This window comes from Nocardiopsis alkaliphila YIM 80379 (genome assembly GCF_000341005.1).
GTDB lineage: Bacteria > Actinomycetota > Actinomycetes > Streptosporangiales > Streptosporangiaceae > Nocardiopsis > Nocardiopsis alkaliphila.
Window position 1 is genome coordinate 1 of the sequence record NZ_ANBD01000103.1, and the last position, 26,071, is coordinate 26,071.

The window sequence follows — 26,071 nt, forward strand, 5'->3', positions numbered from 1 at the left end:
AGAAGTCCGGCTCGCGCTCATGGAGGAGCACGTCGATGGTGATGGCCGCACCGAGCACCAGGCGACGCAGGGGCCAGGGCAGGTCGTAGGCGAACTCCAGGGCGTAGCGGTCGTCGGTGGTGAAGAACCCGCCCGCCAATCCGGGATGCTCCTTGCCGATGCGGGCGATCTCGATCCCGGTGTGGTCGAGGATGGTGAAGTCCCAACCGCCCCAGTCGCCGCGGATCTCGGCGATGGTGTGACCGCGGGGGTCGTTGAGGCGAAAACGCGACCCCATGAAGGAACGATCCTGCACGATGCTGCCGTAGGGCTCGCCGTGCGGGCCGGTCACGTGGATGTAGGGACGGCCTCGGTCCCAGGGCTTGTCCAGGGTGAGCAGAGGATAGCCGTCGGGTCCGTAGATGGTGAACCGGTGCGGGGGGTGGGATCCCTGCCGACGGGACCAGGCGATCATGTGCTCGTTCACGTACGCCAGGGGGTGACCGGACTCGCTGAGGACCTCGTAGTGACCTTCATGGGCGTACAGCTGGTGGGGCTGTTCGATCAGGAGTACGGGGGCGGTGAACAGGGGTGCGTGCATGGGGGCCTTTCCAGCGTCGCCGTCCACACGGGGCGGCGGAGTCAGCGTGTTCAGGCGGGGAGGGACTCGGGGGAATCCGATGGAGAACCTATCGCCCGCCTTCGACGCGCGTGGCCGCTGCCCGGTTCCGGTCGGGTCTGGCGGGGTGGTGTCGACTCCGCTGGGGCTTGCGCAGACAAACCTAACAATGTTAGGTGGTGACAGTACCGACCCAAGGAGGCCACAGGTGGACGCCGAACACATCGTGACGACCGTGAACGGACCGGTTCGCGGCACCCCCTCGTCCCGATCCGGAAAAGTCACGGTCTACCGGGGCATCCCGTACGCGGCGGCGCCTTTCGGAGAACACCGGTTCGCCGCACCGCGACCGGCCTCCTCTTGGGAGGAGGTACGCGACTGCTTCGAGTTCGGCGCGCCTCCGCCCCAGGGCACCCAGCTCATCGGCGCCGCTCCTTGGAGTCCGGACACCTCCCTGGACTGCCTGGTCCTGAACGTGTGGAGCGCGGTGGAACCGGACGCCAAGGCCCCCGTCCTGGTGTGGATCCACGGCGGTGCCTACATCGTCGGTTCCGGATCCGAGGCCACCTACGAAGGCTCCCACCTGGCCGCCGCCGGTACGGTGGTGGTGAGTCTCAACTACCGGCTGGGTTTCGAAGGCTTCGGCCACGTACCGGGGCGTCCCGACAACCGGGGCCTGCTCGACCAGATGGCGGCCCTGCGCTGGGTGCGCGACAACATCGCCGCGTTCGGCGGCGACCCCGACAACGTCACCATCGCGGGTGAGTCCGCCGGCGCCGGCTCCGTGGTGTGCCTGATGGCCTCGCCCGAGGCCCGAGGCCTTTTCCATCGGGCCATCGCGCACAGTGTGCCCGGCGACATGATCACCACCGACACCGCGCGTTCGGTGTCGGAGGCGGTAGCCGAGGCGGCGGGTGTGCCCTTGGAGGCCGAGGCACTGGCCGCTTTGGCTCCGGAGAAGATCCTGGAGGCCACGGACGTGGTGCTCTCGGGCCGGGGCCGCTCCGAGGAGGGGGTGCGCACCAAAGCGTTCACCTGCTACGCCCCCGTGGTCGGTGGGCCCGAACTGCCCGAAGCTCCGCTGGCGGCCATCGGCCGAGGTCAGGCCCGGGAGGTGGACCTGCTCGTCGGGCACAACACCGAGGAGTATCGCCTGTTCACCGAACTAGGGCAGCAGGTGGAGATCGACGGGGAGGGGGCCTTGGCGATCACCGCTGGACGTTTGGGGTTGAAAGAGGGCGCCGTGCGGTCCTACCGGGCCGTGTACCCCGACGCCTCCTTGCGGGAGCTGTTCAACCAGATTCAGGGTGATGCGTTGTTCTGCGAGTACTCGGTGCGCTTCGCCGAAACGCACGCCGCCGCCGGGGGGCGTGCGTTCTTCTTCCGCTTCGCCGCGCAGAGTCTCACGATGGAGGGCCGTCTGGGCGCCTGCCACGCCTTCGATCTCCCCTTCGCCTTCGGTAACCTCGACAGCGACCTGGCGGTCTTCCTGTGCGACGGAGAACCGGACGCGGGGATGCACGCGTTGTCGGAGCGCATGGTCCAGGCCTGGCGGGACTTCGCCGCCACCGGTGACCCGGGGTGGCCGGCGGTAAGGCCCGAAGGCACCGTGGTCCGGGTCTGGGACGTGGAGGACACCGTGCGGGAAAAGGACACCTCACCGCTTCGGGCTTTGTGGGCCGACGTCGACTTCGCCCCCAGGTAGCCGCCGGCATCCAGCGGCGCCGAATGTTTCCACGGCTCATGTCTCCCACGGATAACATGCGATTTCGATGTTGCTGGTGTTGTGGGGGCTGATGTTGTGGATGACGTGTCCGAAGCGCTGTTGGAAGCGCGTGAGGACGTCGCACGCTTCCTGATGTCGTACCGGTTCGCCATCGACACACTGTTGTTGAAGGTGAACCTTCTCAATGAGGAGTTCCGCTACGCACACGACCACAACCCGATCGAGCACGTGGGCTCGCGGCTCAAGAGCCCGGCGAGCATCCTGGCCAAGGCCCGGCGTCGTGGGGTGGCCCTGGACCTGGACAGCATCGCCCAGGAGATCCTGGACATCGCCGGTATCCGAGTGACGTGCAGTTTCATCTCCGACACCTACACCATCCGGGACATGCTCTCCGGGCGTGAGGACATCCGGGTGATGGAGGAACGGGACTACATCCGTTCGCCCAAACCCAACGGGTATCGGAGTCTGCACCTGCTGGTCCGTACGCCGGTTCGGATGTCGGACCGGACGGTGGAGGTCCCGGTGGAGATCCAGATCCGCACCATCGCGATGGATTTCTGGGCCAGTCTTGAACACAAGATCTACTACAAGTACGGCAAGTCGGTGCCCCAAGGGTTGTTGGACGAGTTGCGCTCGGCCGCAGGAACCGCGAACCGGCTGGACGTGACGATGGAACGACTGCACGATGAGGTACGTGACCTGGGAGATCACTCTCAGGAACCGCTCCCCGGGCCGGACGACCTACGCAGGATTCCGTTGGCTGATGAGCTGTTGGGTGCCTTGGCCGACCGCGTCAACTCCCGACGCACCGACTGAGGCCGCCCGAAGAGCCCGAGGGAGCGGCAGGGGGCGATGGGCCCGGCCGGTTCGTGCGCTCACGACCGTTTGACCGGCGTCCTCACCGGTAAGCCGAGTGGGAATGAGACCCGTTCGCGCTCGGGGAGGAAGCCGGCCTTGGACACCACGATCACTCTGACGGTGGACGGTGAACGCCGTGAACTCACCGTCGACAACCGGACCACGCTTTTGGACGCACTCCGCGACGGTCTGGGGGTGTATTCGCCGAAGAAGGGGTGTGACCACGGTCAGTGCGGTGCCTGTACCGTGCTGCTCTCGGGCCGGCGGATCCTGTCCTGTCTGGCTCTGGCCGTCGCCCACGATGGTGCCGAGGTGACCACCGCCGCCGGACTGGGGGAGGGGGAGGAACTCCATCCGGTCGCCCAGGCCTTCCTGAACCACGACGGTTTCCAATGCGGTTACTGCACACCGGGTCAGATCTGTTCGGCGGTGGGCATGCTGGCCGAGGTCGACCAGGGATGGCCCAGCCACGTCACCGAGGACCTGGGCGCCCCGGTGGAGTTCGATGAGGCCGAGATCCGCGAGCGCATGAGCGGCAACCTCTGCCGTTGCGGCGCCTACCCGGGCATCGTCGACGCGATCAGGGAGGCGTCCCGATGATCCCCTTCACCTACTCACGCCCGAGCGTGGCCGCGGAGGCGGTGGAAGCCGTCACCGCGGACCCCGGGGCGAGCTTCCTCGCGGGCGGCACCAACCTGGTCGACCACCTGAAGCTGGGGATCGCCTCGCCCACCGCCCTGGTGGACGTGCGCGACGTGGTCGGTGACCAGGTCGAAGAGCTACCTCGGGGCGGGGTCCGGATCGGAGCGGGGGTGACCAACAGTGAACTGGCCGCCCATCCGTTGATCCGTGCTCGTTACCCGCTACTCTCCTCCGCCGTGCTGGCTGGTGCCTCCGGACAGCTCCGCAACATGGCCACGACCGGCGGAAACCTGCTCCAGCGCACCCGTTGCCCCTACTTCCAGGACGTCACCACCCCCTGTAACAAGCGTGCTCCTGGAAGCGGGTGCTCCGCACTGGAGGGGTACGGGCGGGACAACGCCGTACTGGGAGCTTCGGAGCAGTGTGTGGCCACCCACCCCTCCGACATGGCGGTGGCGTTGCTGGCGCTGGAGGCGGTGGTCCGTGTGCTGGGCCCGTCGGGTGAGCGAGAGGTACCCCTTGAGGCCTTCCACCGCCTACCGGGGGCCGACCCCGAGCGCGACACCGTCCTCGAACACGGGGAGCTCATCACCGCGGTGGACCTGCCCGCGCCGCCCAAGGGTGCCCGGTCCGCCTACCGCAAGGTACGTGACCGGTCCTCCTACGCATTCGCCCTGGTGTCGGTGGCCGTGATCGTGCGTGTTCAAAGTGAGCAGATCGCCGATGCGCGGATCGCCTTCGGTGGCGTGGCCCACGCCCCGTGGCGGGCCCACCGGGCCGAGGAGGCGTTGCGCGACAGGTTGGTGACCGAGGCCTCTTTCCGGGTGGCGGCCGAGACCGAGTTCGTCGAAGCGCGCACCGGGCGAGAGAACGCCTTCAAGGTGCCTTTGGCGGTGAACACGTGCGCAGCGGTTCTGCGATCTTTGACGGGGGCGACCCGGTGAACGGTGAGGTGAGGGACATGGTGGACGTGGCACCGGGAGCCGGGGCCATCGGCGAACCGATGGAGCGACTGGAGGGCCGGGCCAAGGTGACGGGCACGGCCCCTTACGCCTATGAGCATCCCTTCGACGATCCCCTGTACCTGCATCCGGTGCTCTCGACCGTGGCGCGGGGGCGGGTGCTTTCGGTGGACACGGCCAAGGCCGAGACGATCGAAGGGGTGCGGGCGCTCCTGACCCCGTGGAACGCCCCGCGTCTGGTCGACACCGGGGATCGAGAATTCGCGGTCCTACAGGACCGAGAGGTGCTCTTTCGGGGGCAGTTCGTGGCAGCCGTGATCGCGGACGGCCCCGAGATCGCACGTCAGGCGGCCGACCTGGTACGGGTGGAGTACGAGGCGCTCCGCCACGAAGTGGACCCATCCTCGCCCGGGCGGGAGGTGTACCGACCGGACGCGGAGGACGCCGGTGTGGAACCCGACACCGAACAGGGTGACGTGGAGGGCGCTCTGGCCGCCGCCACGGTGCGGATCGACCACACCTACCGGACGCCGCGCGCGTACAACAATCCCATGGAGCCGCACACCACGATCGCGCTGTGGGAGGAGGAGACCGAGCGGCTCACGCTGTACGACTCCACACAGGGGGTGCACGTGGTCCGGGGGACCGTGGCCGAGGTGGTGGGGCTCGACCCCGAGCGGGTACGCGTGGTCTCACCGCACGTGGGCGGTGGATTCGGGTCCAAGGGGTCGGCGCACGCCCACAACGTCCTGGCGGTGCTGGCCGCCAAGGCGTCGCCGGGAAGACCGGTGAAATTCGCGCTGACCCGGCGGCACATGTTCTCCCTGGTGGGTTATCGGCCGGACACGGTCCAACGGATCCGGATGGGCGCCGAGGAGGACGGACGACTCGGTGTGCTCGTCCACGACGTGGTGGAGACGTCCTCCCGGGCCAAGGAGTACGCGGAGATGAGCGGGGCGTGCTCGCGGACGATGTACGCCGCTTCGGCCCGGCGCACCACGCATCGGCTTGCGGCCTTGGACGTGCCGATCCCGTTCTGGATGCGTGCGCCCGGGAAGGCACCGGGAATGTTCGCGTTGGAGACGGCGATGGACGAGCTCGCCTACGCGTGTGCGCTGGACCCGATCGAATTACGGGCGCGCAACGAGCCGGAGCGTGATCCGCAGACGGGGCTGCCGTGGTCTGGCCGCCACCTGGTGGAGTGTCTGCGTCGGGGGGCCGAACGGTTCGGCTGGGACGAACGGGATCCCAAGCCCCGAGCACGGCGAGAGGGTGACTGGTGGGTGGGCACCGGGGTGGCCTCGTCCATGTACCCGAGGTCGACCATGCCGGGTTCGGTGGCCGAGATCGCCCATGAGGGGCAAGGGCGTTACACGGTCTCCATCGGGGCGGCCGATCTGGGCACCGGCACGTGGACGGCGCTCACCCAGATCGCCGCGGACGCGCTGGGATGCGGCATCGATCGGGTTCGGTTGCGGATCGGGGACACGGACCTTCCCCCGGCCAGTGTGGCGGGTGGCTCCTCCGGGATCTCTTCGTGGGGATCGGCCGTGGTCGCGGCGGCCCGTCGCCTTCGGGACGAACACGGTGGCGACCCCGCTCCGGGGGCGCGCTCCCGGGCCGGGACACCACACAACCCGGACGAGGAGCGGTACGCGTTGTACTCGTTCGGCGCCCACTTCGCGGAGGTGCGGGTCAACGCCGACACCGGAGAGGTACGTGTGCCGCGGATGTCGGGGGTCTTCTCCGTGGGCCGGATCATCAACCCCAGGACCGCACGATCACAGCTCGTGGGCGGGATGGTGATGGGCATGTCGATGGCCCTGCACGAGGAGGGGGTGGTGGATCCTCGGTTCGGTCACGTGGTCAATGGGGATCTGGCCGAGTACCACGTGCCCGTGAACGCGGACGTGGGCAGGGTCGAGGCGGAGTGGTTGGAGGAGGCCGATCCGCGTGTGAACGCCTTGGGCGCGGCGGGGGTCGGTGAGATCGGCATCGTCGGCAGCGCGGCGGCCGTGGCCAACGCCGCCTTCCACGCGACGGGGACCCGGGTGCGCGAGTTGCCTTTGACACCGGACCGGTTCCTGAGCTGAGCGGTGACGGGTCCGGTGGAGACTTCGTGTTTGGGTTCGGTGGCGCAGGGTAATATGGCGTGCGGGAGCGCTCCCGGTGAGTTTCACCGAAGGACGCGAAAGAAAGATGAACAACGACCCCGCTACCACCCCCGTCACCACCTCCGATCCGCGTCGTACCCTGACCCGGACCGCTGTTCTGGGCGCGGTCGCCCTCTTGGGCGTCGGCCTCAGCGCCGTTCCGGCCTCCGCGCACGGCTCCATCGTCGACCCCGCCGCTCGGGCCTACGGCTGCTTCGAGCGTTGGGGCTCCGATCACCTGAACCCGGACATGGCGCAGGAAGACCCCATGTGCTGGCAGGCGTGGCAGGCCGACCCCAACGCCATGTGGAACTGGAACGGCCTGTACCGCGACAACGTGGGTGGTGACCACCGGGGCGCCGTCCCCGATGGCACTCTGTGCAGCGGTGGCCAGACCCAGAACGGTCGCTACAACGCCATGGACACCGTGGGGGCGTGGGAGACCACGCCGGTGGGCGACGACTTCACCCTGCACCTGCACGACGGCGCACGTCACGGCGCCGACTACTTCCAGGTCTACGTCACCAGGGAGGGATTCGACCCGACCACACAGGCACTGGGCTGGGGCGACCTGGAGTTGGTCGAGGAGACCGGCTCCTACCCGACCGTCGAGGACATCTGGATCGACGTGAGCGTCTCCGGCCGTACCGGTCACCACATCGTCTACACGGTCTGGCAGGCCTCGCACATGGACCAGAGCTACTACTTCTGCAGTGACGTGGACTTCAGCTGATTCGGCTGAGGAACACGGAGGGGCCGGGGGTCTTCCCCCGGCCCTTGCCGTTTCGGTGGATCGGTGGGGCGGAACACCTCGCCGCGTTCGCCCGAGCGGGGGACACCACCCGAGCGAACGGCCCACGCACCGGACACAGAGCGTGGCCGGCGGAGCCGGGGCCACGGCCCGTCTGGCCCTGACCTCCTGTTCAGGAGTCGTTCCGGGGAAGGAGGGAACCGAGCGGCCCCAGATCCAGGTTGAGGTCCTCAACGGTCAGGTCGTAGCGTTCACGCAGTTCGTCCATGCGTTCTTCCAACAGCATCAGCGTCATGCCGATGCGTTCCTCCTGCTCCTCGCTCAGGTCCCCCTGGTCCACGCGGCGTAGCGCCTGACGTTCCATGAGCTGTCGGACCAGTTCGACCACGGTCAGGACCAGCTTGATCAGGTCCCGTTCGACCGTGTCCGGGTCGGTGGCCAGCCGGCGGTGCGTAGTCGTGGGCTCTCGCCTGGCCTGGGAACCCCGGGGACGAGGGACGGGCCCGTCCAGGGCGCGTTGCAACCGGCCCAGGAGTTCGGGCCCCGGAGCGTCCTCTTCGAGGTCCATCTCGTCCAGGTCGTATACGTGACCAGAACGGGGAACGCGCGGTTCGTCGGGGCGTTCTCGGCGCCGAGGGCCCTCGCTCATGAACGGTCTCCTTTCCGGGAACGTTCGTCCTGGTGCGCTTCGGTGCGGGGAGCCCGGACCACACCCCGCACCGGATGTCCGTGTTCCCAGGGCGAGGGAACGTCCTCGTTGATCGAGGAGATCAGAGCACGTAGTGACACACGCACCAGATCGACGTCGGCGATGGAGATGGTCAGGTCACCGGTGACGATCACCCCTTTGCCCAACACACGATCGAGCAGGTCGACCAGTGAGATGTCACGGTCGGCGAGCGGATGGTCCTGGTCGAAGGACCGTGCCAGAGAACTCGTGTTCTCGAAGAAACCGGTGACGCCCCGCTCCCGTTCCGAAGGCACGGCGGGGTCACGGGTGGTCATGAGGCCTCCGTGGTGGCATCGAGCATGAGAAGACTTCGACACCGATGAACGCAGATGGTCCGAACGGGTCGGGACCGGGCGACCTTTTTCCGCCGATGCGTGCTCCCCTCAAGGCCTCGGAGCACGTCCGCGGGCCGAGAACCGTCCCCATGGCGACGAGAGCGTTTCCGGGTCATGGCGTACCCGCGCGTGCCCTCCTTCGGCGGGTTCATGGGCGTTCCTCGAAAGAGCGTGAAGATGGAGCCTGCTCGGAGGCCTGCGACTCGGCCTGATCGAGTTCGGGTGAGTGTCCGCCTTCCAAGGCCATGACGCGCTCGCGCAGCCGCCGGTTCTCCTCGGCCAGTTCATCGTCCTGCCGTTCCCTGGCCTTGGAGGAGAGCGCGGGATCGTGTTCCCACCAGTCGATCCCCATTTCCTTGGCCTTGTCCACGGAAGCCACCAGCAGTCGGAGCTTGATGGTGAGAAGTTCGATGTCGAGCAGGTTGATCTTGATGTCGCCCGCGATGACGATGCCCTTGTCCAAGACCCTTTCCAGGATGTCGGCGAGACTCGCCGAGGAGGACCCACCTCGGGGGCGGACCTCTTGGGCCGAGTTGCGCCAAGGCGCGGGTTCTGTCACGTGTTCCTCCCATGGAGTGGGACGTGTGCGCGAGTCGGTTCAGCGTGCCTCGTCCTCTTCCGGCTCGTCCTCGAAGTCTTCGTCGTCGGGGCCTTCCTCCTCGAAGTCCTCGTCTTCGTCGTAGGGCTCCTCGTCCTCGAAGTCCTCGTCCTCGGGCTCCTCCTCTTCGAGGGCTTCGTCCCCTTGGGGCTCATCGTCGTAGAACTCGTCCTCGGAGTGATCCTGTTCCTCGGAGGAAGCCTGTTCCTCTTCCTCTGCCAGGGCGTCCTCGTGGGAGACCACGACCTCGCTGTCCCGGATTTCGCCGCGCCACCCCTCTATCTCCTGGGCCTGCGCTTCGGCGAGCATCATCAGGTGGCGGCGGTACTGCTTGAGTTCCAGGCGCAGACGTCGCCCCTGGGCTCGCCAGAGGTTGGCGGTGCGTTCGAAGAACCCTCGGGGGGTGTACTCGGTGACCAGGAGGATCTTGGTGAGGTTCTCACCCAAGGGGTGAAAGGTGACCACACCCTTGGTGGTGCCCTTGGCGCCCTCGCTGGTCCAGGCGATGCGTTGATCCTGAACCTGCTCGGTGACGATGCCCTTCCACGAACGGCTGGACCAGAAGATCTTGGCGCTCCATCGTGAGTTGACCTCGTCCTCCTCCTCGACGCTCTCCACCCGGTGGGTGAATTCGCTGAAGTCCGAGAAACGACTCCACTGGTTGTAGGCGACGCGCACCGGCACCCCGACGTCGATGTCCTCGACGATGTTGGTGGCCTTGTTACCGCCACCTCCACCTCCACCGCCGGATCCGCCCTCGTCGTCGCCTCCGCCCCCGGTCAACGTCTCGACGGCGCCCTTGGTCTTGTCCTTGACGCCCTGGCCGGCCGCGGCGAGCGTACTCTTGAGGGGCCCCTCCCCTTGGGCCATCTTCTCCGCGCCCTTGGCGAGTGCACCTCCACCGTCGCCGCCCCCCATGAAACGTTCGACGGTCTGGCCCAGCTTTCCGGAGGCACCGCTCACCAGGCTGCGTGCCTTGGCCGACAGGTAGTCTTCCACCGCATCGGCGAGCCTGGAGGTGCCCTCGTTGCGGTCCGCGATCTCACGGAGCTTGGCCAGGGGACCGCTTTCCTCTTCACCCGCGCTCATCACTGTGCTCCTTCGAACTCGCCCGCTTACGGGTGGTGGCCTTGCGGGTGGTCCCACGCCCACCGCTCGTTGCCTGCTTAGCGGAGGTGCTGCTCGAGCGTGAGGCCTGCTTGGTGCTCGTGCTCTTGCTCCGTCGGCGCTTGGGAGCGGGCTTGTCGGCCTCGGACGGCTCTTCGGCTTGCTCGGGTCCTTGGGCGGCTTCGGGTTCCTCGGTGGACCCTTCCTCCTCGACCTGGGGGGCCTTGGACTCCTCCTCGACCCCGGATTCTTCGTCCGGGGTCTTCTCGTCCGCCTCGGATTCCCCGGTCCCGGATTCTTCGGACTCCGATGCGGAAGTGGTCCCATTGAGGCGCTCGGTCCGTTCGGTCAGGGCGGTGGCCAGATCACCGGCCCACTTGGCCACGACCTTGTCGACCGCGTCCTTGGTGCTCGTACGCAACTGCTCCCGACCCTGCTCGGTCAGTTCGCTCACCAGAGGAAGTTCGGAGACCTCCTTGCCCAGACCGGTGAGGATCTCTTGAGGTTTGATGTTCAATTTCTTTGCGCCCAGATACAGGCCCAGTCCCACGGCGAGCTTGAACTTCTTCTTCCGGCCCAAGACGTACCCGGCGCCGGCGGCCAGGAGGACCTTCGCGGCGTTGCCCATTTTCGTTCCCCCGGTCAGTGGGTCTCGTGCGGGTCCACCCGCCCGGTCATACGCCGAAGGAGATCGTCCTCGGCCTGGTCGAATTCCTCTTCGGAGATCTCTCCGTTGTCCGCCATGCGGGCGAGTTCCGCCAACTCCCGTCGGATCACCGCGGGATCATAGAGTTCACGCTCGGCGGCGTCGAGGACCTGATCCGCCGTCCAGCCGACGAAACGGACCGGTGCTAGCGGTGCGCTCAAAAGAGCGGTGAACAGTCCCATGCCCTGGCTCCGTCCTTCATGTGCCGTCTTGCGACTTCTGGTGTTCGGGGCTCCGTGTTCTCCGTGCCGAGGCCCTATCCGTGCCGAGTCATGCTCAGGCGTGTTCTCGCTCCTCCGTCTCGACGAAGCTGTAGGGAGGCAGCGGGCCGTTGAGGTGGAACTCCATCAGCCGGCCCATGGTGCGGCGCAGCTCCTCCACCGTCTCCAGGACCTCCTGCGCTCGTTCCTGGCGCACCAACAGGGAGACGTTGGCCAGGTACCCTTCGACGGGCGAACCCGTGACGACCTCTTCGGCGCTCGCGGTGAGTACGGGCAACAGGGCCGAGGCGTGGTGTTCTCGTAGATCCTCCAAGGCGTGCGAGACGCGTTCCCCGAAGGCCATGCGCTCGTCCGGGCCGCCGCCCCCCATCGCGCGAAGTCGCTCGTTGGCCGCGCGCAGCCCTTCGTCCTCGGTGAGTACGACTCGCAGGGCCTCTTCCTCGACGTGGGAGACCTTGACGTTGAACTCGAAACATCCCTCCAACCGGTCGAGAAGTTCGGTGTAGCGGGACGCGTTGTCGTGAAGTTCGGTGGCGACCGCCTCGTCATCGGGGGCCAGGGCGCCGAAACGCATCGGAAGGACCGGCCCTCGCTCGCCCAGCCTCATCAGGACGTCCTGATGGGCGGCGAGGTCGCGTCGCTTGGGCAACAGGTCCTCGGAGGTGGTGCTGACGGCCGCGCTCAGGTCGCCCTCCTCGATCAGGCGGACCTTCGCGGGAGGAGCACCGACCCCGGTCAGTGTGGAGGGGTCGACGGTCGGGGTTCGGCGAACGATGCCGTAGACGTAGGTGCTCACTTGTGGGCCTGCTTTTCGGAACCGCCGGTGGTGCGGGTCCCCTTCCGCCGCCGTTCGGGCTCAGCGGATTTCTCCCGTTCGTCCGCACGACCCTGTTGGAAGGAGTCGGTGATGGCGTCCTTGGCCCCCTTGAGCGCGCCCTTGGTCTTGCTCTGAGCACCCTTTTGGGTGGCACCGCCGACGAGGTCGGGCAGGCCCACGCCACGGCTGTCGGACAGATCCAATCGGTTGCAGGCCTCGGCGAAGCGCAGATAGGTGTCGACGCTGGCCACGACGATGCGGATATCGATCGTGATGAGTTCGATCCCGACCACGCTGACTCTGGCGAAGACATCGATCACCAGGCCCTTGTCGAGAATCAGGTCGAGGACTTCGTAGAGGTTGCCGGAGTGTCCCGAGGGGCCTTGGTATTGCTGCATGACGGTCATGGATCGGCTTTCCTTCCCGGTCGGATGACCGGTGGTGGGCTCGGCCGAAGCCGAGTGGGTTGTGCCGGCTCGCGCTCAGAGCCGGTCGGGACGACCTCGGGCGTAGCGGTTCACCCGGTGATACGAGGTCAGGGAGCCGTTCCGGTCGGTGTCGGCGACGTAGGTGGCCAAAAGGCTCATCGTGTCGGGCACCCGTCGTAGCTCCAAAGCCTCCAAGGTCAGGGACCATCCGTCCTCGGTCTGTTCCATGCCGGACACGGATTCGATCTCGATGCCGATCAGTTCTTCGAGTTGCTGCCGGGTCTTACGAAGGAGATCGGTGTGCGAGGGACGCTTGCTGGTTCGGCTGCGGGGCTCGGCCCCATCGGCAGGCTTCTCCCTGGTCATGAAGAAAGGTCCCCTCACGGAGGCGAACGGGCTACGGGTGTGCCCTACATCCAGACGTACCGTCTTTGGTCTGACATAAAGGACATGAGGGGCAAAAAAGGGATATAGGGCGGCAAACTCTTCAGAGGTGGGAGCCGTTCCGTTTCCCGGAACCGGCGTCCTTGCGTGGAGCGGGGGTCGGTGCGACCGGGGCCTCCTAGGGCGGAATCCGGAAGGCGGGGAAAGGAAGTCCGGGGGTTTTCGGCCGCCCGGTGCGGGGCGCGTGACCGAAACGACTCTTCGCTCTATGAAATCAACTGGTGACCCAAGGTGATTAATGAGGGTCGAAGAGGGCGGAGGAGGCCAGGCCTCCTCCGCCCTCTTCGACCCGTGGACCCAGGTCTTGCTATCGGGTCAGACCGGCTCGCCGCAGCGCGTCGGCCATGGCCCCCGAAGCGGCCGGGGCATCGCCGCGCCCCTTCCGACGGTCGCCGCCACGCTTGTCCCCCCGTCCCTTGCCGCCACCGTTACCGCGACGGCGGTCACCACCGCCTCCGCCCTGGTCGCCTCGGCCACCACCCTGGGGGGCCTCGTCGTCCAAACGCATGGTCAGTGAGATGCGCTTGCGCGGGATGTCCACGTCCTGCACCTTGACCTTGACGATGTCGCCCGGTTTGACGACGTCGCGCGGATCCTCCACGAACTTCCGGGACAACGCCGAGACGTGGACCAGGCCGTCCTGATGCACTCCCACGTCCACGAAGGCACCGAAGGCGGCGACATTGGTCACCACACCCTCCAGGATCATGCCCTGTTCCAGGTCCTCCAGCTTCTCCACGCCCTCCTTGAAGGTGGCGGTGGTGAAGGCCGGTCGCGGGTCACGTCCGGGCTTGTCGAGCTCGCTGAGGATGTCGGTGACGGTCGGCAGCCCGAACTTGTCGTCGACGAAGTCCTGGGGGCGGATGGCGCTCAGGGCCTTCTTGTTCCCGATCAGCGAGGGCAGGTCGCCGCCGACCGCGTCCAGCATTCGCCGGACCACGGGGTAGGCCTCGGGGTGTACGGCCGAGGCGTCCAAGGGGTCGTCGCCGCCGAGCACCCGGAGGAAGCCCGCGCACTGTTCGAACGCCTTGGGCCCCAGCCTCGGCACCGAACGCAACGCCTCACGGGTGCGGAAGGGGCCGTTGGCGTCACGGTGGGAGACGATGTTGCGGGCCAGGGTGGAGGTCACCCCGGACACCCGGGTCAGCAACGGGACCGAGGCGGTGTTGACGTCCACGCCCACACCGTTCACACAGTCCTCGACCACCGCGTCCAGGGAACGAGAGAGCTTGGTCTGGGCCAGGTCGTGTTGGTACTGACCCACACCGATGGACTTGGGATCGATCTTGACCAGTTCGGCCAACGGGTCCTGTAGGCGGCGAGCGATGGAGGCCGCGCCGCGCAGGGAAACGTCCAGGTCCGGCAGCTCCTCGGAGGCGTAGGCCGAGGCCGAGTACACCGAGGCACCCGCTTCGGAGACCATCACCTTGGTGAGATTCAGCTCGGGGTGACGTTTGATCAGGTCGCCGGTGAGCTTGTCGGTCTCACGGGAGGCGGTGCCGTTGCCGATCGCCACCAACTCCACCTCGAACGCGGCGCACAGCTTGGCCAAGCGATCGATCGAACCGTCCCAGTCCCGACGCGGGGCGTGCGGGAAGATCGTGTCGGTGGCCACGACCTTTCCGGTGGGGTCGGTGACGGCGACCTTCACCCCGGTGCGCAGGCCGGGGTCCAGTCCCAGGGTGGCACGGCTGCCGGCCGGGGCGGCCAGCAACAGGTCGCGCAGGTTGGCGGCGAAGACGTTGACGCCCTCATCCTCGGCCTGTTGCCACAAGCGCATGCGCACGTCGATGTCCAGCCGGACCAGGATGCGGGTGCGCCAGGCCCAGCGCACGGTGTCCTGCAACCAGCGGTCGGCCGGACGTCCCCGGTCCACGATGTCGAAGTGGTGGGCGATGGCGCTCTCGTAGCTACTTCGCGCTACGACGCCGTCCGGGCCCGGCTCAGGGGTCTCCTCCGGCTCCAAGGAGAGGGTGAGGACCTCCTCCTTCTCACCCCGGTACAGGGCCAGAACGCGGTGCGAGGGCAGTGCAGTGAGGGGCTCGGAGAAATCGAAGTAGTCGGCGAACTTGGCGCCGACCTCCTCCTTGCCCTCTCGGACCGTCGAACCCAGGCGTCCTTTTTCCCACAGGCGTTCGCGCAGGTGACCGGTGAGATCGGCGTCCTCTGCGAAGCGCTCCACCAGGATGGCGCGGGCACCGTCCAGGGCGGCCTTGGTGTCGGCCACGCCCTTGTCGGTGTCCACGTAGGCGGCCGCGACCTCCTGCGGGTCCTGGTTCGGGTCGGTCAGCAGGCCCTCGGCGAGCGGTTCGAGACCGGCCTCGCGGGCGATCTGGGCCTTGGTGCGGCGCTTGGGCTTGTAGGGGAGGTAGATGTCCTCCAGACGGGCCTTGGAATCGGCCGCCTGGATGCGGGCCTGCAGCTCGTCGTCCAACTTGCCCTGGGAACGGATCGACTCCAGGATCGCGGTGCGTCGTTCGTCCAGATCCCGGAGGTAGCGCAGGCGCTCCTCCAACGCGCGCAACTGAGCGTCGTCCAGTGCGCCGGTCACCTCTTTGCGGTACCGGGCGATGAAGGGCACGGTCGATCCGCCGTCGAGGAGCTCGACGGTGGCGCGGACCTGGTGCGCGCCTACGCCGAGTTCCTCGGCGATGCGCTGGTCGATCGTGGGTGTCACAGGGGTCGTCACTTGGTAAACGTCCACTCTTAGGCTGTTCGGTGCGCGGACATTCTCGCGGTGCGCACGAGTGTTGTCACCCCGGCGCGTCGCGGCCCGCACCACTCAGGTTCTCGCATGTGCGGACGTGGTCGATCCTCTTGATGGTCAGGGGCCGGCGCCGTCGAGGTAGTCGGGAGCGTAGTACTCGTCCACGGGGGTGGGGCCGCGGTAGCCCTGGCACATGCACTGACGGTAGGTGGAGTTCGCCTGGCCGGTCCAGCGTCCGGGGATGACGACCTGGGTCTGGCAACGCTTGGTCTGTTGGTCGTGGAAGACCAGGTTGTGGCCGCAGCCGCAGATGGGTTGGGGGGTGGTGGGTCTGTCCCGGCCGCCTTGGAGGGACCGAGGATCGGTGTGCTGCTGGAGTTGTCTGGTGAACTGGCGTCTGCTCGTCGATCGACCCACGAAGTAGCCGCCGACCGCGATCGCCACTCCGATGACCATGGAAATCGGATCCATGCGGTGACACTTCCCTTCGTTTCGTGGCTCTGGTTGTCAGGCTCCGTGCCACAGCGGGCGTTCGATTCATTCTCCCCCATCCGACGCCCAGGGACGAGGAGAAGGTTCCCCGGCTGTTCCGGTTCTTCAGGTATCCCAAAGAAATATCTGCAAAGGTATTTTTGCAAAGAAATCTTTGCGGTACGGTCGGCTCATGAGCGAAGAACCCGAACCCACCGGACCACGACCTTTGGAGGTCGGCGCCGAGGCCCTACGCGGCCTGGCCCACCCATTGCGCGCCCGCATCCTGGACGAACTTCAGATCCAGGGGCCCGCCACCGCCACCATCCTGAGCGAGCGCCTGGGGGAGAGCAGCGGATCCACCAGCTACCACCTGCGCCAACTCGCCCGCTTCGGGTTCGTGGAGACCGACCCCGGACACGCCGGCCGACGCGACCGTTGGTGGCGGGTCCGCCCCGGTGGTTGGCGTGTGAGCGGTACCGAGTTCCTGCGCGGACCGGTCACCCGCGAGGCCGCCGAGATCGTTCTGGACCGCTACTACGGCGGACGCCGGGAGCGGCTCCAGCAGTGGCACGCACTGACCCGGCGACGGGCCGAGGACCCCGAGGTGCGCCGCTGGCTCAAGGCGACGCAGGACTCCGTTTCCCACATGCGGATGACCCCGGAGGAGGCCGAGGAGTTCGCCGGTGAGCTACAGGAGTTCCTCCGCGCCCGGGCCCGCCGTTTCGAGGGCCGTACCGCTCAGAGCCACCCCGACACCGAGTCGGTGGAACTGCAGACCGATCTGTTCCCCAACCTCGTCGATCAGGACATCGCACCCGACGAGCGATAGTGCCACCTGAGAACCCACCCCCCGTCAGGAGCCGCACCATGACCACCACACCCCCTACCACGCGCACCCCTCGCTCCGAGCGTTTGAGCGGCGACTTCCACCGCTTCTGGGGCGCGGGCGTGTTCACCAACCTGGCCGACGGCATGCTCTTGGTCGCCCTGCCCCTGATCGCCGCCACCCTCACCCAGGACCCGATGCTGGTCGCCGGACTCACCGCCGTGCGGTTCCTGCCCTGGCTGCTGCTGGCCCCGCTGTCCGGCGCACTCATCGACCGCGTGCACCGGATGCGCGCCATGGTCGTGTCCAACACGGTCGCCACCCTGACCATGGTCGGTCTGCTCCTGACCCTGGTCACCGGGAACCTGTCGATCTGGGCGCTGTACGCGGCGATGTTCGCGCTCATCTGCTGCGAGACCGTCACCGACCCGGCCGGCCGCATCGCCGTGGTCCAACTGGCCCCGGCTCGGCTGTTGGACCGGGCCAACGGCCGGGTCGAGGGCGGCCGGTTGGTCGCCCAGGACTGCCTCGGACGTCCGGTGGCCGGGTTCCTGTTCGCCGCCGGGGCCGCCGCGCCCCTGCTGGGCATCGCCGGTTCCTATGCCTTGTGCGTGGTGTTGCTGTGCGCCATTCCGATGGTGTGGCGCCGTTCCGTCCCGGAGGGTGGCCAAGACGTGGCCTCCCGGCCCGAGGGGCTTTGGCGTTCGACCGGTGAGGGGTTCCGGCAGGTCTTCGGTGACCGGATCCTGCGCGGCAACATGCTCTGCAACGCCGGGATGATGCTCGGGATGAACATGGGCGTCGCGGTCCTGGTGCTCTACGCCCGGCACGACCTCGGAGTGTCCGCCGCCTACTTCGGAGCCTTCACGATGTCGTCCGCGATCGGTGGTGTTCTGGCCACCTTGGTGGTCGGCCGGACGATCGCCCACTTCGGGCGGCGCGTGGTCGTATTCGGCGGCTATCTCGGGGTGGGTGCCTGTTCGGTGGGTGTGTCCCTGGCCGTCGACGCCTACACGGCCTTCGTCCTGTTCATCGGGGTCGGCTTCTTCGTCGTGGTCTCCAACATCGCCGCGAGCCCCTACCACCAGACCGTGGTCCCCGACCACGTGCGCGGTCGTGTGGCCGGGGCGAGCAAGATGATCGGGTGGGGCGTCACCCCGATCGGGGCTCTGCTGGGCGGGACGTTGGGCCGGGTCGACCTGGCGCTGCCCTTCCTGGTCGGTGGACTGATCATGGTCGTCACCGCGCTGTCGGCACGGCGGGTCATCGCCGACACCGCGCGCCTGGCCGACCAGGCCTTGGCCGAGGCCGTCGAACCCGCGAAGCCGCGCGGGTGAGTTCCCTTCCTCGGGTTCGAGCCGTCAAGAGAAGAAGCCCGCCGGGTCGGGTGCGATCCGGCGGGCCCGGGGACGTTCGAGACGTCAGGCCTGTTCGCGTAGCTTCTTGAGGGTGGTCACGTCCTCGGCGTGCGGACCCTCCGGCCCGGGGGTCTCCAGGGTGATGGGCACCCCGGCGGTCACCGGGTGACGGAACAGTTCCGCGAACGGCTCGGCGCCGATGTGGCCCTTGCCGATGTTCTCGTGCCGGTCCTTGTTGCTTCCGCAGGGTGCCTTGGAGTCGTTGCAGTGGATGAGCTTGAGCCGATCGGCACCGACCACCTCACCGAAACGGTCCAGCGCCTCGCGCATACCCTCCATGGTGGAGATGTCGTGCCCGGCTGCGAAAAGGTGCGCGGTGTCCAGGCACACCCCCACGTTGGGATGCCAGTCCAGGGCCTCGAAGTAGGGGACCAGGTCCTCGACCGTGGCGCACAGCACCTGGCCCTGACCGGCCATCGGTTCCAGCAGCAGCGGCGGAACGTCCTCGCCCAAGCGCTCCAGCATCGGCAGCAGGCGTTCGCGGGCGCGGGCCAAGCCCTCCTCGCGGGTGCCCGAGACAGCCGAACCGGTGTGCATGACCGCGCCCAGCGCGCCGATCTGCGCACTGCGCAGCAGGGCGTGCTCCATCGAGACGATCGACTTGGCGGCGGTCTCCTCGTTGGGGGTACCCGGGTTGATCAGGTAGGGGGCGTGCACGAACACGGGCAGGTCGGTGCGTTCGCGCATCAGTGCGTCCTGGGCCGGGTCGCCGCCGTTGGTGGCCCACCCACGGGGGTTGGACACGAATACCTGGATGGTCTCGGCGCCGATCTTCTCCGCGTAGGCCAGGCCCTTGGTGGCCATACCACCCGCGACCGGAACGTGCGCTCCGACCGGGGACAGGGGTCTTTGTTCGGTGTTGTTCATCGCGGACTCAACTCTAGGCCGGAGCCGCGGGTGGGTCGGGCGTGCCTCCGCTCACAGCACGTTCAGGCGCGGTCCCGTAGTTCGGTGAGCAGATCCGGCATCTCCCACAGCACGGTGATGTGGCCGTGATCGGGCAGCACGCGCGGCTCGGCGGTGGGGATCAGTTCGGTGGTGTGTTCGGAGTGCGCCAGGGGCACCACGGTGTCCTGGTCACCGTGCACGACCAAGACCGGGACGGTGATCGCGGCCGGGTCGAAGGCCCAGGGGCGCCCCTGCACCCAGGAGTCCTGTGTGTAGCCGCCCACGCCTTGGGCGAAGGCCTCCTTGGAAGCGCCGGCCAGGTGCGGAACGTGGCGGGTGGCGAACAGGTCCCGGTCGGGTGCGGGCAGGTCGGAGCCGTCTTCGGCGAGGTTGCGCTCACCCCAGGCCAGGGCCGCCTGTTCGTCGGGCAGACGCATCATGGCTTTTTCGTCCTCGGAGTAGCCCTCCCAGGCCGTGGGCCAGGCGAAGTCGGTCACCCCGGCCAGGATGAGTGCGCCCCGCACCCGTTCGGGCAACAGGGCGGCGGTGACCACCCCGTAGGGGCCACCGGAGGAGTGCGCGGCCACCAGGAACCGGTCGAGTCCCAAGGCATCGGCCAGGGCCGCCGCGTCGTCGGCCCAACCGGTGAGGGTGCGGCCCGGAACGGGGGAGGAGCCTCCGTAGCCGGGGCGGTCCGGGGTGATCACCCGCAGCCCCGCCTCGGCGAACTCCGTGTCCTGGTCGCCCAGGTTCGTACGACTCATCGGGGCACCGTGGCAGAACAGGACGGGCGTTCCGTCAGGATCGCCGATGTCGGTGTAGGCGACCGTACGCCCCTGGAGTTCGATCGTGGTGTCTCGCATGTATGCCCCAATCCCCGTCTGTGGTGTGCGCACCGTAGACACCCCATGGTGAGGCCGGCAAGTGGGTTTTCGTCGACCACCCCGAGGGCACGGCCGATGCCGCGAGTGCGTGTGTGGCGGTCTGGACCGTTAGTCTCGTGCTCGTGAGCACCTCGACCACTCCAGCCGCCACCCTGTCCGACGTCACCATCGCCTTCGAGGAGGTCTATCCGCCCACCTGGGCGGCCTCCTGGGACGCGGTGGGTCTGGTCTGCGGAGACCCGCTCCAACCGGTGGAGAAGATCCTCTTCGCCGTCGACCCGGTGGACGCGGTCGTCGACGAGGCCCTCACTTGGGGCGCGGACCTGATCATCACCCACCACCCGCTGATGCTGCGCGGGGTCACCAGCGTGGCCGCGAACACTCCCAAGGGACGCATCGTGCACCGGCTCATCCGTTCGGGTGTGGCCCTGTACACCGCCCACACCAACGCCGACACCGCTTCCCCGGGAGTCTCCGATGCCTTGGCGCGCGCCGTCGGCCTGACCGGCCCGCTGAGCCCGCTGGAGCCCGACACCACCGACCCCGAAGGGCGACGCGGTATCGGTCGCATCGGTGAATTGGCCACCCCGCTCCTCCTTCGCGACTTCGCCGACCAGGTCACCCAAGGGCTGCCCGCCACCGCCGGTGGCGTTCGTGTGGCAGGGGACCTGGACCGGCTGATCACCACGGTGGCGGTCTCCGGAGGCGCCGGTGATTCCCTGCTGGGGGCGGCCCGCGCCGCCGAGGTGGACGTCTACGTCACCTCGGACCTACGCCACCACCCGGCCTCGGAGTTCATCGAACAGTCGGGTGGCCCCGCCTTGATCGACACCGCTCACTTCGCCAGTGAGTGGCCGTGGCTGGCCGATGGCGCCGCCCACCTGGGCGACGCACTCGGGCGCGCTGGTGGCCCGAATGGGGCTACGGTGGAGACCCGTGTGTCGACCACGGTGACGGATGCCTGGTCACAGACCTTTCAACAGGTGTAACAGCCGACACACCGACCACAACTGCACAGGGCGCGGGCGGCCCTCCCGGCCTCCCAACCGTGATTCTCAGGAGACCCCAAGTGAAAGCCGAACCCGCTGCTCAGGCCAGACTCCTCGATCTCCAGGAGATCGACTCCGAACTCCAGCGACTGGACCACCGTCTTCGGAGTCTGCCCGAGATCGCCGAGGCGGCCGAGCTCAAGGAACGTGCCGACGCCCTCGACGCCGAACTCATCACCACGCAGACCAAGGCCTCTGACATCGAACGTCACCAGCGCAAGGCCGAGAGCGACGTCGATCAGGTGCGTTCCCGTGCCGAACGCAACGCCAAACGCCTGGATTCGGGGGTGATCACCAACGCCAAGGACCTGCAGAGCCTGCAGTCGGAGATCGAGTCGCTGGGACGTCGCCAGGCCGAGCTGGAGGAAGCCCTCCTAGAGGTCATGGAGGAGGCCGAGACCCTCAACGCCGAGGTGCGTCGCCTGGCGGAGGAGCACGAGGCCGCGGCGGCCGCGTTCACCGAGGTCACCGCTCGCCGGGACACCGCCGCAGCGGAGATCCAGTGGGACCGCACCCGCCTCATCCAAGATCGTGATCGGGTGGCCGCCGACATCCCCGAAGTCCTGCGCGACTTCTACGACAAGCTGCGTTCGCAGTACGAGGGTCTGGCGGTCGCCTCGCTGCGTTATGGGCGCTGCAACGGTTGCAAGTTGGTGTTGAGCACCGTGGAGCTCAACGAGATCCGTGCGGCCGCCGCCGACGAGGTGACGCGTTGTGAGAACTGCCGGCGCATCCTGGTACGTACCGAGGAATCGGGCCTCAACGCTCCCGTCGCCGAATGAGTCGCGGGTGGGGCGCGCCCGACACCGAGCCCACTCGGCTGATCTTGCTTCGGCACGGTCAGACGCGGCTGTCCGTCGAACGGCGCTTCGCCGGACGTGGTGACATCCCGCTGACCGAGGCGGGGCACGCCCAGGCGGAGGCCGCGGCCCGTCGTCTGGCGGCCACCGGTGTCGACGTGGTGGTCTCCTCACCGTTGCTGCGTACCCGGCAGACCGCCGGGTACGTGGCCGACATCCTGGGCCTGCCGGTGGAGGAGGACGCGGGGTTCATCGAAACCGACTTCGGGGCCTGGGAGGGGTTGACCTTCGCCGAGGCCCGCGAGCGCGACCCCGCCGGGGTGGATCACTGGTTGGCCGACCCTGAGACGGGTCCGCCCGGGGGTGAGAGCTTCGCCCAGGTGGCCGAACGTGTGGCCAAGGCACGCGAGGACGTCCTGGCGCGCCACACCGGCCGTCGGGTGCTGGTGGTCGCCCACGTCACCCCGATCAAGATCTTGGTCCAACAGGCGATGTCGGCGCCCATCACGGCGTTGTACCGGATGCACCTGGACACCGCTTGCCTGACCGAGGTGGATTGTTACGCCGACGGGCCTCAGGTGGTGCGTTCCCTCAATGACACCGCCCACCTGGAGCGGCTAGTAGACTGACCCCCGAGGGGGAGTCGGCCAGACGGTCGCGGGCCCGCGCCTGACGCGGGTTCGAGGAAAGTCCGGACTCCATAGGGCAGGGTGGTCGGTAACACCGACCCGGGGCGACCCGCGGGACAGTGCCACAGAAAGCAGACCGCCACCGCTCGCGGTGGTAAGGGTGAAACGGTGGTGTAAGAGACCACCAGCGGTCGGAGTGATCCGGCCGGCTAGGTAAACCCCACCCGGAGCAAGGTCAAAAAGGGAACCCTCGGGTTCTCGCGCGGATGTTCGAGGGCGGCCCGCCCGAGTCCGCGGGTAGACCGCACCGAGGTCGTCGGCAACGACGGCCCCAGATGGATGACCGTCCGGTCCACGAGGACCCGACAGAATCCGGCTTATCGGCCGACTCTTCCTCTCACCTGCCTCCTGACCAGGCACGCGGCTCGGGGAGCCGGCCGTGTCTTCTCCCAGGGACAGCCGGACCGCAGGAGCAGGTCGGGCTTGGTGTCCCGGTTCCTCACGTGGATCCCGTAGCGCTGGGAAACGCTGGGAGGCGTGGCTGTTCCGGATCGGTTCGACGAACCGCGAGACCTGTGCGTGCGGGTGACGCGGCCTTGTGGTTCTCGGTTCGATCAACGCGGCGTACCCGCTCGGATCGGGCCCGCTCTCCCGCCCACTCCTGGACTGCCGCCCCGTACCCGTGGTCCCGTCTGGACGCACCGTGGGTACGGGGATACCGCCCAATGGTGATAGTCCGATCCCTCCGTCACCGGTAGATTGTCCCCTGCGCTCCGGTCCCCGGAGTGCGAAGGCCCGCGGGCCACCGGGGTCGATGGCTCCACGGGCATCCGCGTTCACGGGAATGGGTGACTCCAGTTGGACTCCACCGCTGTCTGGGCGGTCCTTTTCGGCCTACCGATCCTGGCGATCGTGGCGATCGTCCTGCTCGCCATGTACCAGGCGTCAGGCGTTCAGCAGGACGGTCGTGATGACGCCGCTCCCGACGACGACTCCGCCGGCTGACGAGGCCACGGCATCGGGTCGGGCACGCCTGGGACGCCCTGAACCGGGAGGAACACCCCGGTCTCGGTGTCCAACAGGTGTACCTCGGCGGTCTCCAGGTCGTAGTACATCCCCGACAAGGTCAATGAACCCGACTCCACCCTCTCGCGTACCACGGGGTGCCCCATGAGGTTGCCGAGCTGTTCGACCACGTTGGCCTGGGCCAGTCGGCGCAGCGCCTCGGTGGTGGGCGATCCGGCGAGGGAGTGGTGTCCCCCTCCCACTTGGCGCAGGCTCCCTGATCCCTTGGCCAGCCAGCGCCGTATGTGCGTGGTCTCCACAGTGTCCGGCTCCTGGTGGGTGTGGTCGAGCAGGGCCTGCATGGCGCCGCAGTGCGAGTGACCACAGACCACGATCGAGGGCACGTCCAAGACGTTGACGGCGTACTCCAGGGCGGCTCCCACGGAGCGGTCGGAGTCGCCGTGGGGCGGTACGAGGTTGCCCACGTTGCGCAGGGTGAACAGGTCGCCGGGGCCGCTCGCGGTGATCAGGTTGGGCACCACCTGGGAGTCAGCGCAGGTGATGAACAGGGCGGTGGGCCGCTGGTGGTGCGCCAGACGACCCATCACCGAACGCATGCGGTCGGCGGTACTCGCGTGGTACTCGCGGGCCCCGGCGGCCAGCAGCCCCAACGCGTTGAGGTCCGCACCGGCCCGGACCTGGTCGCGCAGCTCCCAGGGCGCCCACCAACGGCCCTTGGGAATGGTCTTGGCGGCGGGCGCCGACCGCGTGGAGCTGCGCGCGTACCATTTCTCGTGCACCTCGTCGATGTCGACGCTGCCACCGGTGCGCTCGTGGTCCACTCGCCAGGCGTGGATGGACTCGAAGGCGGCGTGGTCCATGAAGTCCACGTGCAGGTCCAGGTCGACCTGGGCGCCGGCCGGGACCGTGCGCAGCACGTGCGCCAGGCGGGGAACTCCCAAGAAGGTGAGCGAACCGTGCACGGTGACGTGGACGCGCCCATCGCGTTCTTCCGTGCGCACGGTGAGTTTGGTCAGTCGGCGTAGGGAGACGATCATGGCCAGCGCGAAGCCGACGCACACGCCTTCCAACAGTCCCAGGAACACCACGCTGAACAGGGTCACCAGGTAGACGCCCGCCTCGTGGTGGCGGCGTAGGTCGCGCAGGTGGGCCAGGGACACCATCTGTACACCGATGAACACCAGTAGCGCGGCCAGAGCCGGCATCGGGATCAGTTCGACCACATGCGCGAAGAACGCCACGAACAGCAGGATCCACACACCGTGCAGGATGGTGGACAGTGGGCTGCGGGCCCCGGCTCGCACGTTGGTGGTGCTGCGCACGATCACGCCGGCGATGGGCAACCCGCCGAGGGCACCACTGACGGTGTTGGCGGCGCCTTGGCCGCACAGTTCGCGGTTGAGCTGGACACGACGGCCGCTGTGCAGGCGGTCCACGGCGATGGCGGCCAGGAGTGACTCGACGCTGGCGACCATGGCCACGGCGACCACCGCCAAGGCGATGCCGTGCCACTGGCCGGATTCGGGCAGCATGGGCCCGTTCCATGCTTGGGCCAGGGAGTCGGGCAGGGCCACCGTCTCGACCTCCCACCGGCTCAGGGTGGCGATGATCGTTGCGGTGCCTACGGCGACCAGGGCCGCGGGGATCATGCCCGGCCGTACTCCGCCGATGGTGGGAAGTCGGTTCCAGCCGAACATGATGGCCACGGTGATGACGCCGACCGCGACGGCGGGAGTGTGGTTGTGCGCGATCTGTTCGGGCAGATCGGTGACGTTGGCCAGGGCGGAGCTCTGTGGGGCCCCGCCCAGGACCACGTGTAGTTGGGCCAGGGCGATGGTCACGCCCACTCCGGCCAGCATGCCGTGGGCGACGGCGGGTGAGACGGCCAGGGCGGCCCGGGCGACCCGGAAGGCGCCCAGGGTCAGCTGGACCAGCCCGGCCAGCAGGGTGATCAGGCAGGTGACCCGCCAGCCGTAGGTCATGATCAGGTCGGCGACGATGATGGTGAGGCCGGCGGCGGGGCCGCTGACCTGGACCACCGAGCCACCGACGAGACCGGCGACGATACCGCCCACGACGGCCGCGACGATGCCCGCGATGAGTGGGGCGCCTGAGGCCACGGCGATCCCCAGGGACAGGGGGACGGCGACCAGGAAGACCACGAGGGAGGCGCCGACGTCGGCGGCGATTCCCTTGCGATCCGTGGAGGTCCCGGGCAGCGAGGGGCTTTCCCCCGGCCGCTCGGGTGGTACTCCCTGGGCGTCGTTGCGCATGGTTGCTCCGTTCGGGTTGGA

At 67.9% G+C, this 26,071-nt stretch carries 27 protein-coding genes and 1 other RNA gene; 13 read left to right on the plus strand and 15 right to left on the minus strand.

The window, feature by feature from the left end:
- Positions 1-580, minus strand: a 580-nt coding sequence (locus D472_RS0114765) for an LURP-one-related/scramblase family protein (RefSeq protein WP_017605257.1), incomplete at its 3' end; no start/stop codon positions are given.
- A gap of 226 nt (positions 581-806) precedes the next feature.
- Here D472_RS0114765 and D472_RS0114770 point away from each other — a divergent pair.
- From D472_RS0114770 to D472_RS0114795, 6 genes are all read left to right on the plus strand, one after another.
- Positions 807-2,303 carry a carboxylesterase/lipase family protein gene (locus tag D472_RS0114770; protein ID WP_017605258.1) on the plus strand — a complete coding sequence of 499 codons (1,497 nt, stop codon included), beginning with the start codon at positions 807-809 and terminating at the stop codon, positions 2,301-2,303.
- Positions 2,304-2,456: 153 nt separating this feature from the next.
- Complete coding sequence (locus D472_RS0114775; protein WP_083903489.1) at positions 2,457-3,140, plus strand: GTP pyrophosphokinase; 684 nt, start codon at positions 2,457-2,459, stop codon at positions 3,138-3,140.
- A gap of 138 nt (positions 3,141-3,278) precedes the next feature.
- Positions 3,279-3,782, plus strand: coding sequence for a 2Fe-2S iron-sulfur cluster-binding protein (locus D472_RS0114780; protein ID WP_017605260.1), 504 nt, complete (start codon positions 3,279-3,281; stop codon positions 3,780-3,782).
- Positions 3,779-4,768, plus strand: a complete 990-nt coding sequence (locus D472_RS0114785; RefSeq protein ID WP_017605261.1) for an FAD binding domain-containing protein — start codon at positions 3,779-3,781, stop codon at positions 4,766-4,768. The genes D472_RS0114780 and D472_RS0114785 overlap by 4 nt, the downstream gene beginning before the upstream one ends.
- Positions 4,769-4,785: 17 nt before the next feature.
- Positions 4,786-6,879: a xanthine dehydrogenase family protein molybdopterin-binding subunit gene (locus D472_RS0114790; RefSeq protein WP_026117704.1), complete on the plus strand. Its 2,094-nt coding sequence runs from the start codon at positions 4,786-4,788 to the stop codon at positions 6,877-6,879.
- Positions 6,880-6,985: 106 nt separating this feature from the next.
- Positions 6,986-7,672: a lytic polysaccharide monooxygenase auxiliary activity family 9 protein gene (locus D472_RS0114795; protein WP_017605263.1), complete on the plus strand. Its 687-nt coding sequence runs from the start codon at positions 6,986-6,988 to the stop codon at positions 7,670-7,672.
- Positions 7,673-7,862: 190 nt separating this feature from the next.
- On the opposite strand, the gene D472_RS0114800 is transcribed toward D472_RS0114795, so the two are convergent.
- From D472_RS0114800 to D472_RS0114850, 11 genes are all read right to left on the minus strand, one after another.
- The gene (locus D472_RS0114800; protein WP_017605264.1) at positions 7,863-8,339 is read right to left on the minus strand and encodes a gas vesicle protein K; all 477 of its coding nucleotides are present in this window, start codon (positions 8,337-8,339) and stop codon (positions 7,863-7,865) included.
- A complete protein-coding gene (locus D472_RS0114805; protein WP_017605265.1) occupies positions 8,336-8,695 on the minus strand; it encodes a gas vesicle protein in 360 nt (119 codons plus the stop codon). Before D472_RS0114805 ends, D472_RS0114800 begins: the two co-directional genes overlap by 4 nt.
- A 208-nt stretch (positions 8,696-8,903) precedes the next feature.
- The gene (locus D472_RS0114810) at positions 8,904-9,314 is read right to left on the minus strand and encodes a gas vesicle protein (protein WP_017605266.1); all 411 of its coding nucleotides are present in this window, start codon (positions 9,312-9,314) and stop codon (positions 8,904-8,906) included.
- Positions 9,315-9,353: 39 nt separating this feature from the next.
- Entirely contained in the window at positions 9,354-10,442 is a 1,089-nt protein-coding gene (locus D472_RS0114815; RefSeq protein WP_017605267.1) for an SRPBCC family protein, read from the minus strand.
- Complete coding sequence (locus D472_RS25605) at positions 10,429-11,088, minus strand: prolipoprotein diacylglyceryl transferase (protein WP_017605268.1); 660 nt, start codon at positions 11,086-11,088, stop codon at positions 10,429-10,431. The genes D472_RS0114815 and D472_RS25605 overlap by 14 nt, the downstream gene beginning before the upstream one ends.
- 14 nt (positions 11,089-11,102) lie before the next feature.
- Positions 11,103-11,348 carry a gas vesicle protein GvpG gene (locus D472_RS0114825; protein WP_017605269.1) on the minus strand — a complete coding sequence of 82 codons (246 nt, stop codon included), beginning with the start codon at positions 11,346-11,348 and terminating at the stop codon, positions 11,103-11,105.
- Positions 11,349-11,442: 94 nt separating this feature from the next.
- Positions 11,443-12,183 carry a GvpL/GvpF family gas vesicle protein gene (locus tag D472_RS0114830; RefSeq protein WP_017605270.1) on the minus strand — a complete coding sequence of 247 codons (741 nt, stop codon included), beginning with the start codon at positions 12,181-12,183 and terminating at the stop codon, positions 11,443-11,445.
- Entirely contained in the window at positions 12,180-12,611 is a 432-nt protein-coding gene (locus D472_RS0114835) for a gas vesicle structural protein GvpA (protein ID WP_017605271.1), read from the minus strand. Before D472_RS0114835 ends, D472_RS0114830 begins: the two co-directional genes overlap by 4 nt.
- Positions 12,612-12,686: 75 nt before the next feature.
- Entirely contained in the window at positions 12,687-12,998 is a 312-nt protein-coding gene (locus D472_RS0114840) for a gas vesicle protein GvpO (RefSeq protein WP_017605272.1), read from the minus strand.
- Between the two features lie 385 nt (positions 12,999-13,383).
- Positions 13,384-15,765, minus strand: a complete 2,382-nt coding sequence (locus D472_RS0114845; protein WP_033303886.1) for a Tex family protein — start codon at positions 15,763-15,765, stop codon at positions 13,384-13,386.
- Between the two features lie 135 nt (positions 15,766-15,900).
- Positions 15,901-16,254 (minus strand): hypothetical protein, encoded by a 354-nt coding sequence (locus D472_RS0114850; RefSeq protein WP_017605274.1) that lies wholly within the window; start codon positions 16,252-16,254, stop codon positions 15,901-15,903.
- Between the two features lie 193 nt (positions 16,255-16,447).
- Between D472_RS0114850 and D472_RS0114855 the strand changes: the two genes are divergently transcribed.
- Positions 16,448-17,086 carry a winged helix-turn-helix domain-containing protein gene (locus tag D472_RS0114855; protein ID WP_017605275.1) on the plus strand — a complete coding sequence of 213 codons (639 nt, stop codon included), beginning with the start codon at positions 16,448-16,450 and terminating at the stop codon, positions 17,084-17,086.
- Positions 17,087-17,124: 38 nt separating this feature from the next.
- Positions 17,125-18,420 carry an MFS transporter gene (locus D472_RS0114860; RefSeq protein ID WP_017605276.1) on the plus strand — a complete coding sequence of 432 codons (1,296 nt, stop codon included), beginning with the start codon at positions 17,125-17,127 and terminating at the stop codon, positions 18,418-18,420.
- Positions 18,421-18,504: 84 nt separating this feature from the next.
- On the opposite strand, the gene D472_RS0114865 is transcribed toward D472_RS0114860, so the two are convergent.
- Positions 18,505-19,368 carry a deoxyribonuclease IV gene (locus tag D472_RS0114865; RefSeq protein WP_017605277.1) on the minus strand — a complete coding sequence of 288 codons (864 nt, stop codon included), beginning with the start codon at positions 19,366-19,368 and terminating at the stop codon, positions 18,505-18,507.
- 62 nt (positions 19,369-19,430) lie between these two features.
- Positions 19,431-20,252: an alpha/beta fold hydrolase gene (locus tag D472_RS0114870; RefSeq protein WP_017605278.1), complete on the minus strand. Its 822-nt coding sequence runs from the start codon at positions 20,250-20,252 to the stop codon at positions 19,431-19,433.
- 137 nt (positions 20,253-20,389) lie between these two features.
- On the opposite strand from D472_RS0114870, the gene D472_RS0114875 reads away from it, so the two are divergent.
- The 5 genes from D472_RS0114875 to D472_RS28680 all read left to right on the plus strand — a co-directional run bounded on the left by D472_RS0114875 (position 20,390) and on the right by D472_RS28680 (position 23,756).
- The gene (locus tag D472_RS0114875; RefSeq protein WP_017605279.1) at positions 20,390-21,262 is read left to right on the plus strand and encodes a Nif3-like dinuclear metal center hexameric protein; all 873 of its coding nucleotides are present in this window, start codon (positions 20,390-20,392) and stop codon (positions 21,260-21,262) included.
- Positions 21,263-21,342: 80 nt separating this feature from the next.
- Complete coding sequence (locus D472_RS0114880) at positions 21,343-22,104, plus strand: zinc ribbon domain-containing protein (protein WP_017605280.1); 762 nt, start codon at positions 21,343-21,345, stop codon at positions 22,102-22,104.
- A complete protein-coding gene (locus tag D472_RS0114885; RefSeq protein ID WP_017605281.1) occupies positions 22,101-22,751 on the plus strand; it encodes a histidine phosphatase family protein in 651 nt (216 codons plus the stop codon). The genes D472_RS0114880 and D472_RS0114885 overlap by 4 nt, the downstream gene beginning before the upstream one ends.
- 10 nt (positions 22,752-22,761) lie before the next feature.
- Positions 22,762-23,147, plus strand: an RNA gene (gene rnpB, locus D472_RS27165) — RNase P RNA component class A.
- Positions 23,148-23,609: 462 nt separating this feature from the next.
- A complete protein-coding gene (locus tag D472_RS28680; RefSeq protein ID WP_193373469.1) occupies positions 23,610-23,756 on the plus strand; it encodes a hypothetical protein in 147 nt (48 codons plus the stop codon).
- On the opposite strand, the gene D472_RS0114895 is transcribed toward D472_RS28680, so the two are convergent.
- Positions 23,705-26,050: a SulP family inorganic anion transporter gene (locus tag D472_RS0114895; RefSeq protein ID WP_017605282.1), complete on the minus strand. Its 2,346-nt coding sequence runs from the start codon at positions 26,048-26,050 to the stop codon at positions 23,705-23,707. The two genes, D472_RS28680 and D472_RS0114895, sit on opposite strands and share 52 nt — an antisense overlap.
- Positions 26,051-26,071 lie beyond the last annotated feature (21 nt).

Excerpts from the sequence above, each read along its gene's own strand:
- D472_RS0114895 (WP_017605282.1), bottom strand. The coding sequence starts at position 26,050 with ATGCGCAACGACGCCCAGGGAGTACCACCCGAGCGGCCGGGGGAAAGC.
- D472_RS0114785 (WP_017605261.1), top strand. The coding sequence starts at position 3,779 with ATGATCCCCTTCACCTACTCACGCCCGAGCGTGGCCGCGGAGGCGGTG.
- D472_RS0114850 (WP_017605274.1), bottom strand. The coding sequence starts at position 16,254 with ATGGATCCGATTTCCATGGTCATCGGAGTGGCGATCGCGGTCGGCGGC.
- D472_RS0114870 (WP_017605278.1), bottom strand. The coding sequence starts at position 20,252 with ATGCGAGACACCACGATCGAACTCCAGGGGCGTACGGTCGCCTACACC.
- D472_RS0114815 (WP_017605267.1), bottom strand. The coding sequence starts at position 10,442 with ATGAGCGCGGGTGAAGAGGAAAGCGGTCCCCTGGCCAAGCTCCGTGAG.
- D472_RS0114790 (WP_026117704.1), top strand. The coding sequence starts at position 4,786 with ATGGTGGACGTGGCACCGGGAGCCGGGGCCATCGGCGAACCGATGGAG.
- D472_RS0114825 (WP_017605269.1), bottom strand. The coding sequence starts at position 11,348 with ATGGGACTGTTCACCGCTCTTTTGAGCGCACCGCTAGCACCGGTCCGT.
- D472_RS0114885 (WP_017605281.1), top strand. The coding sequence starts at position 22,101 with ATGAGTCGCGGGTGGGGCGCGCCCGACACCGAGCCCACTCGGCTGATC.
- D472_RS0114795 (WP_017605263.1), top strand. The coding sequence starts at position 6,986 with ATGAACAACGACCCCGCTACCACCCCCGTCACCACCTCCGATCCGCGT.
- D472_RS0114805 (WP_017605265.1), bottom strand. The coding sequence starts at position 8,695 with ATGACCACCCGTGACCCCGCCGTGCCTTCGGAACGGGAGCGGGGCGTC.
- D472_RS25605 (WP_017605268.1), bottom strand. The coding sequence starts at position 11,088 with ATGGGCAACGCCGCGAAGGTCCTCCTGGCCGCCGGCGCCGGGTACGTC.
- D472_RS0114840 (WP_017605272.1), bottom strand. The coding sequence starts at position 12,998 with ATGACCAGGGAGAAGCCTGCCGATGGGGCCGAGCCCCGCAGCCGAACC.
- D472_RS0114865 (WP_017605277.1), bottom strand. The coding sequence starts at position 19,368 with ATGAACAACACCGAACAAAGACCCCTGTCCCCGGTCGGAGCGCACGTT.
- D472_RS0114835 (WP_017605271.1), bottom strand. The coding sequence starts at position 12,611 with ATGACCGTCATGCAGCAATACCAAGGCCCCTCGGGACACTCCGGCAAC.
- D472_RS0114800 (WP_017605264.1), bottom strand. The coding sequence starts at position 8,339 with ATGAGCGAGGGCCCTCGGCGCCGAGAACGCCCCGACGAACCGCGCGTT.
- D472_RS0114855 (WP_017605275.1), top strand. The coding sequence starts at position 16,448 with ATGAGCGAAGAACCCGAACCCACCGGACCACGACCTTTGGAGGTCGGC.
- D472_RS0114775 (WP_083903489.1), top strand. The coding sequence starts at position 2,457 with ATGTCGTACCGGTTCGCCATCGACACACTGTTGTTGAAGGTGAACCTT.
- D472_RS0114860 (WP_017605276.1), top strand. The coding sequence starts at position 17,125 with ATGACCACCACACCCCCTACCACGCGCACCCCTCGCTCCGAGCGTTTG.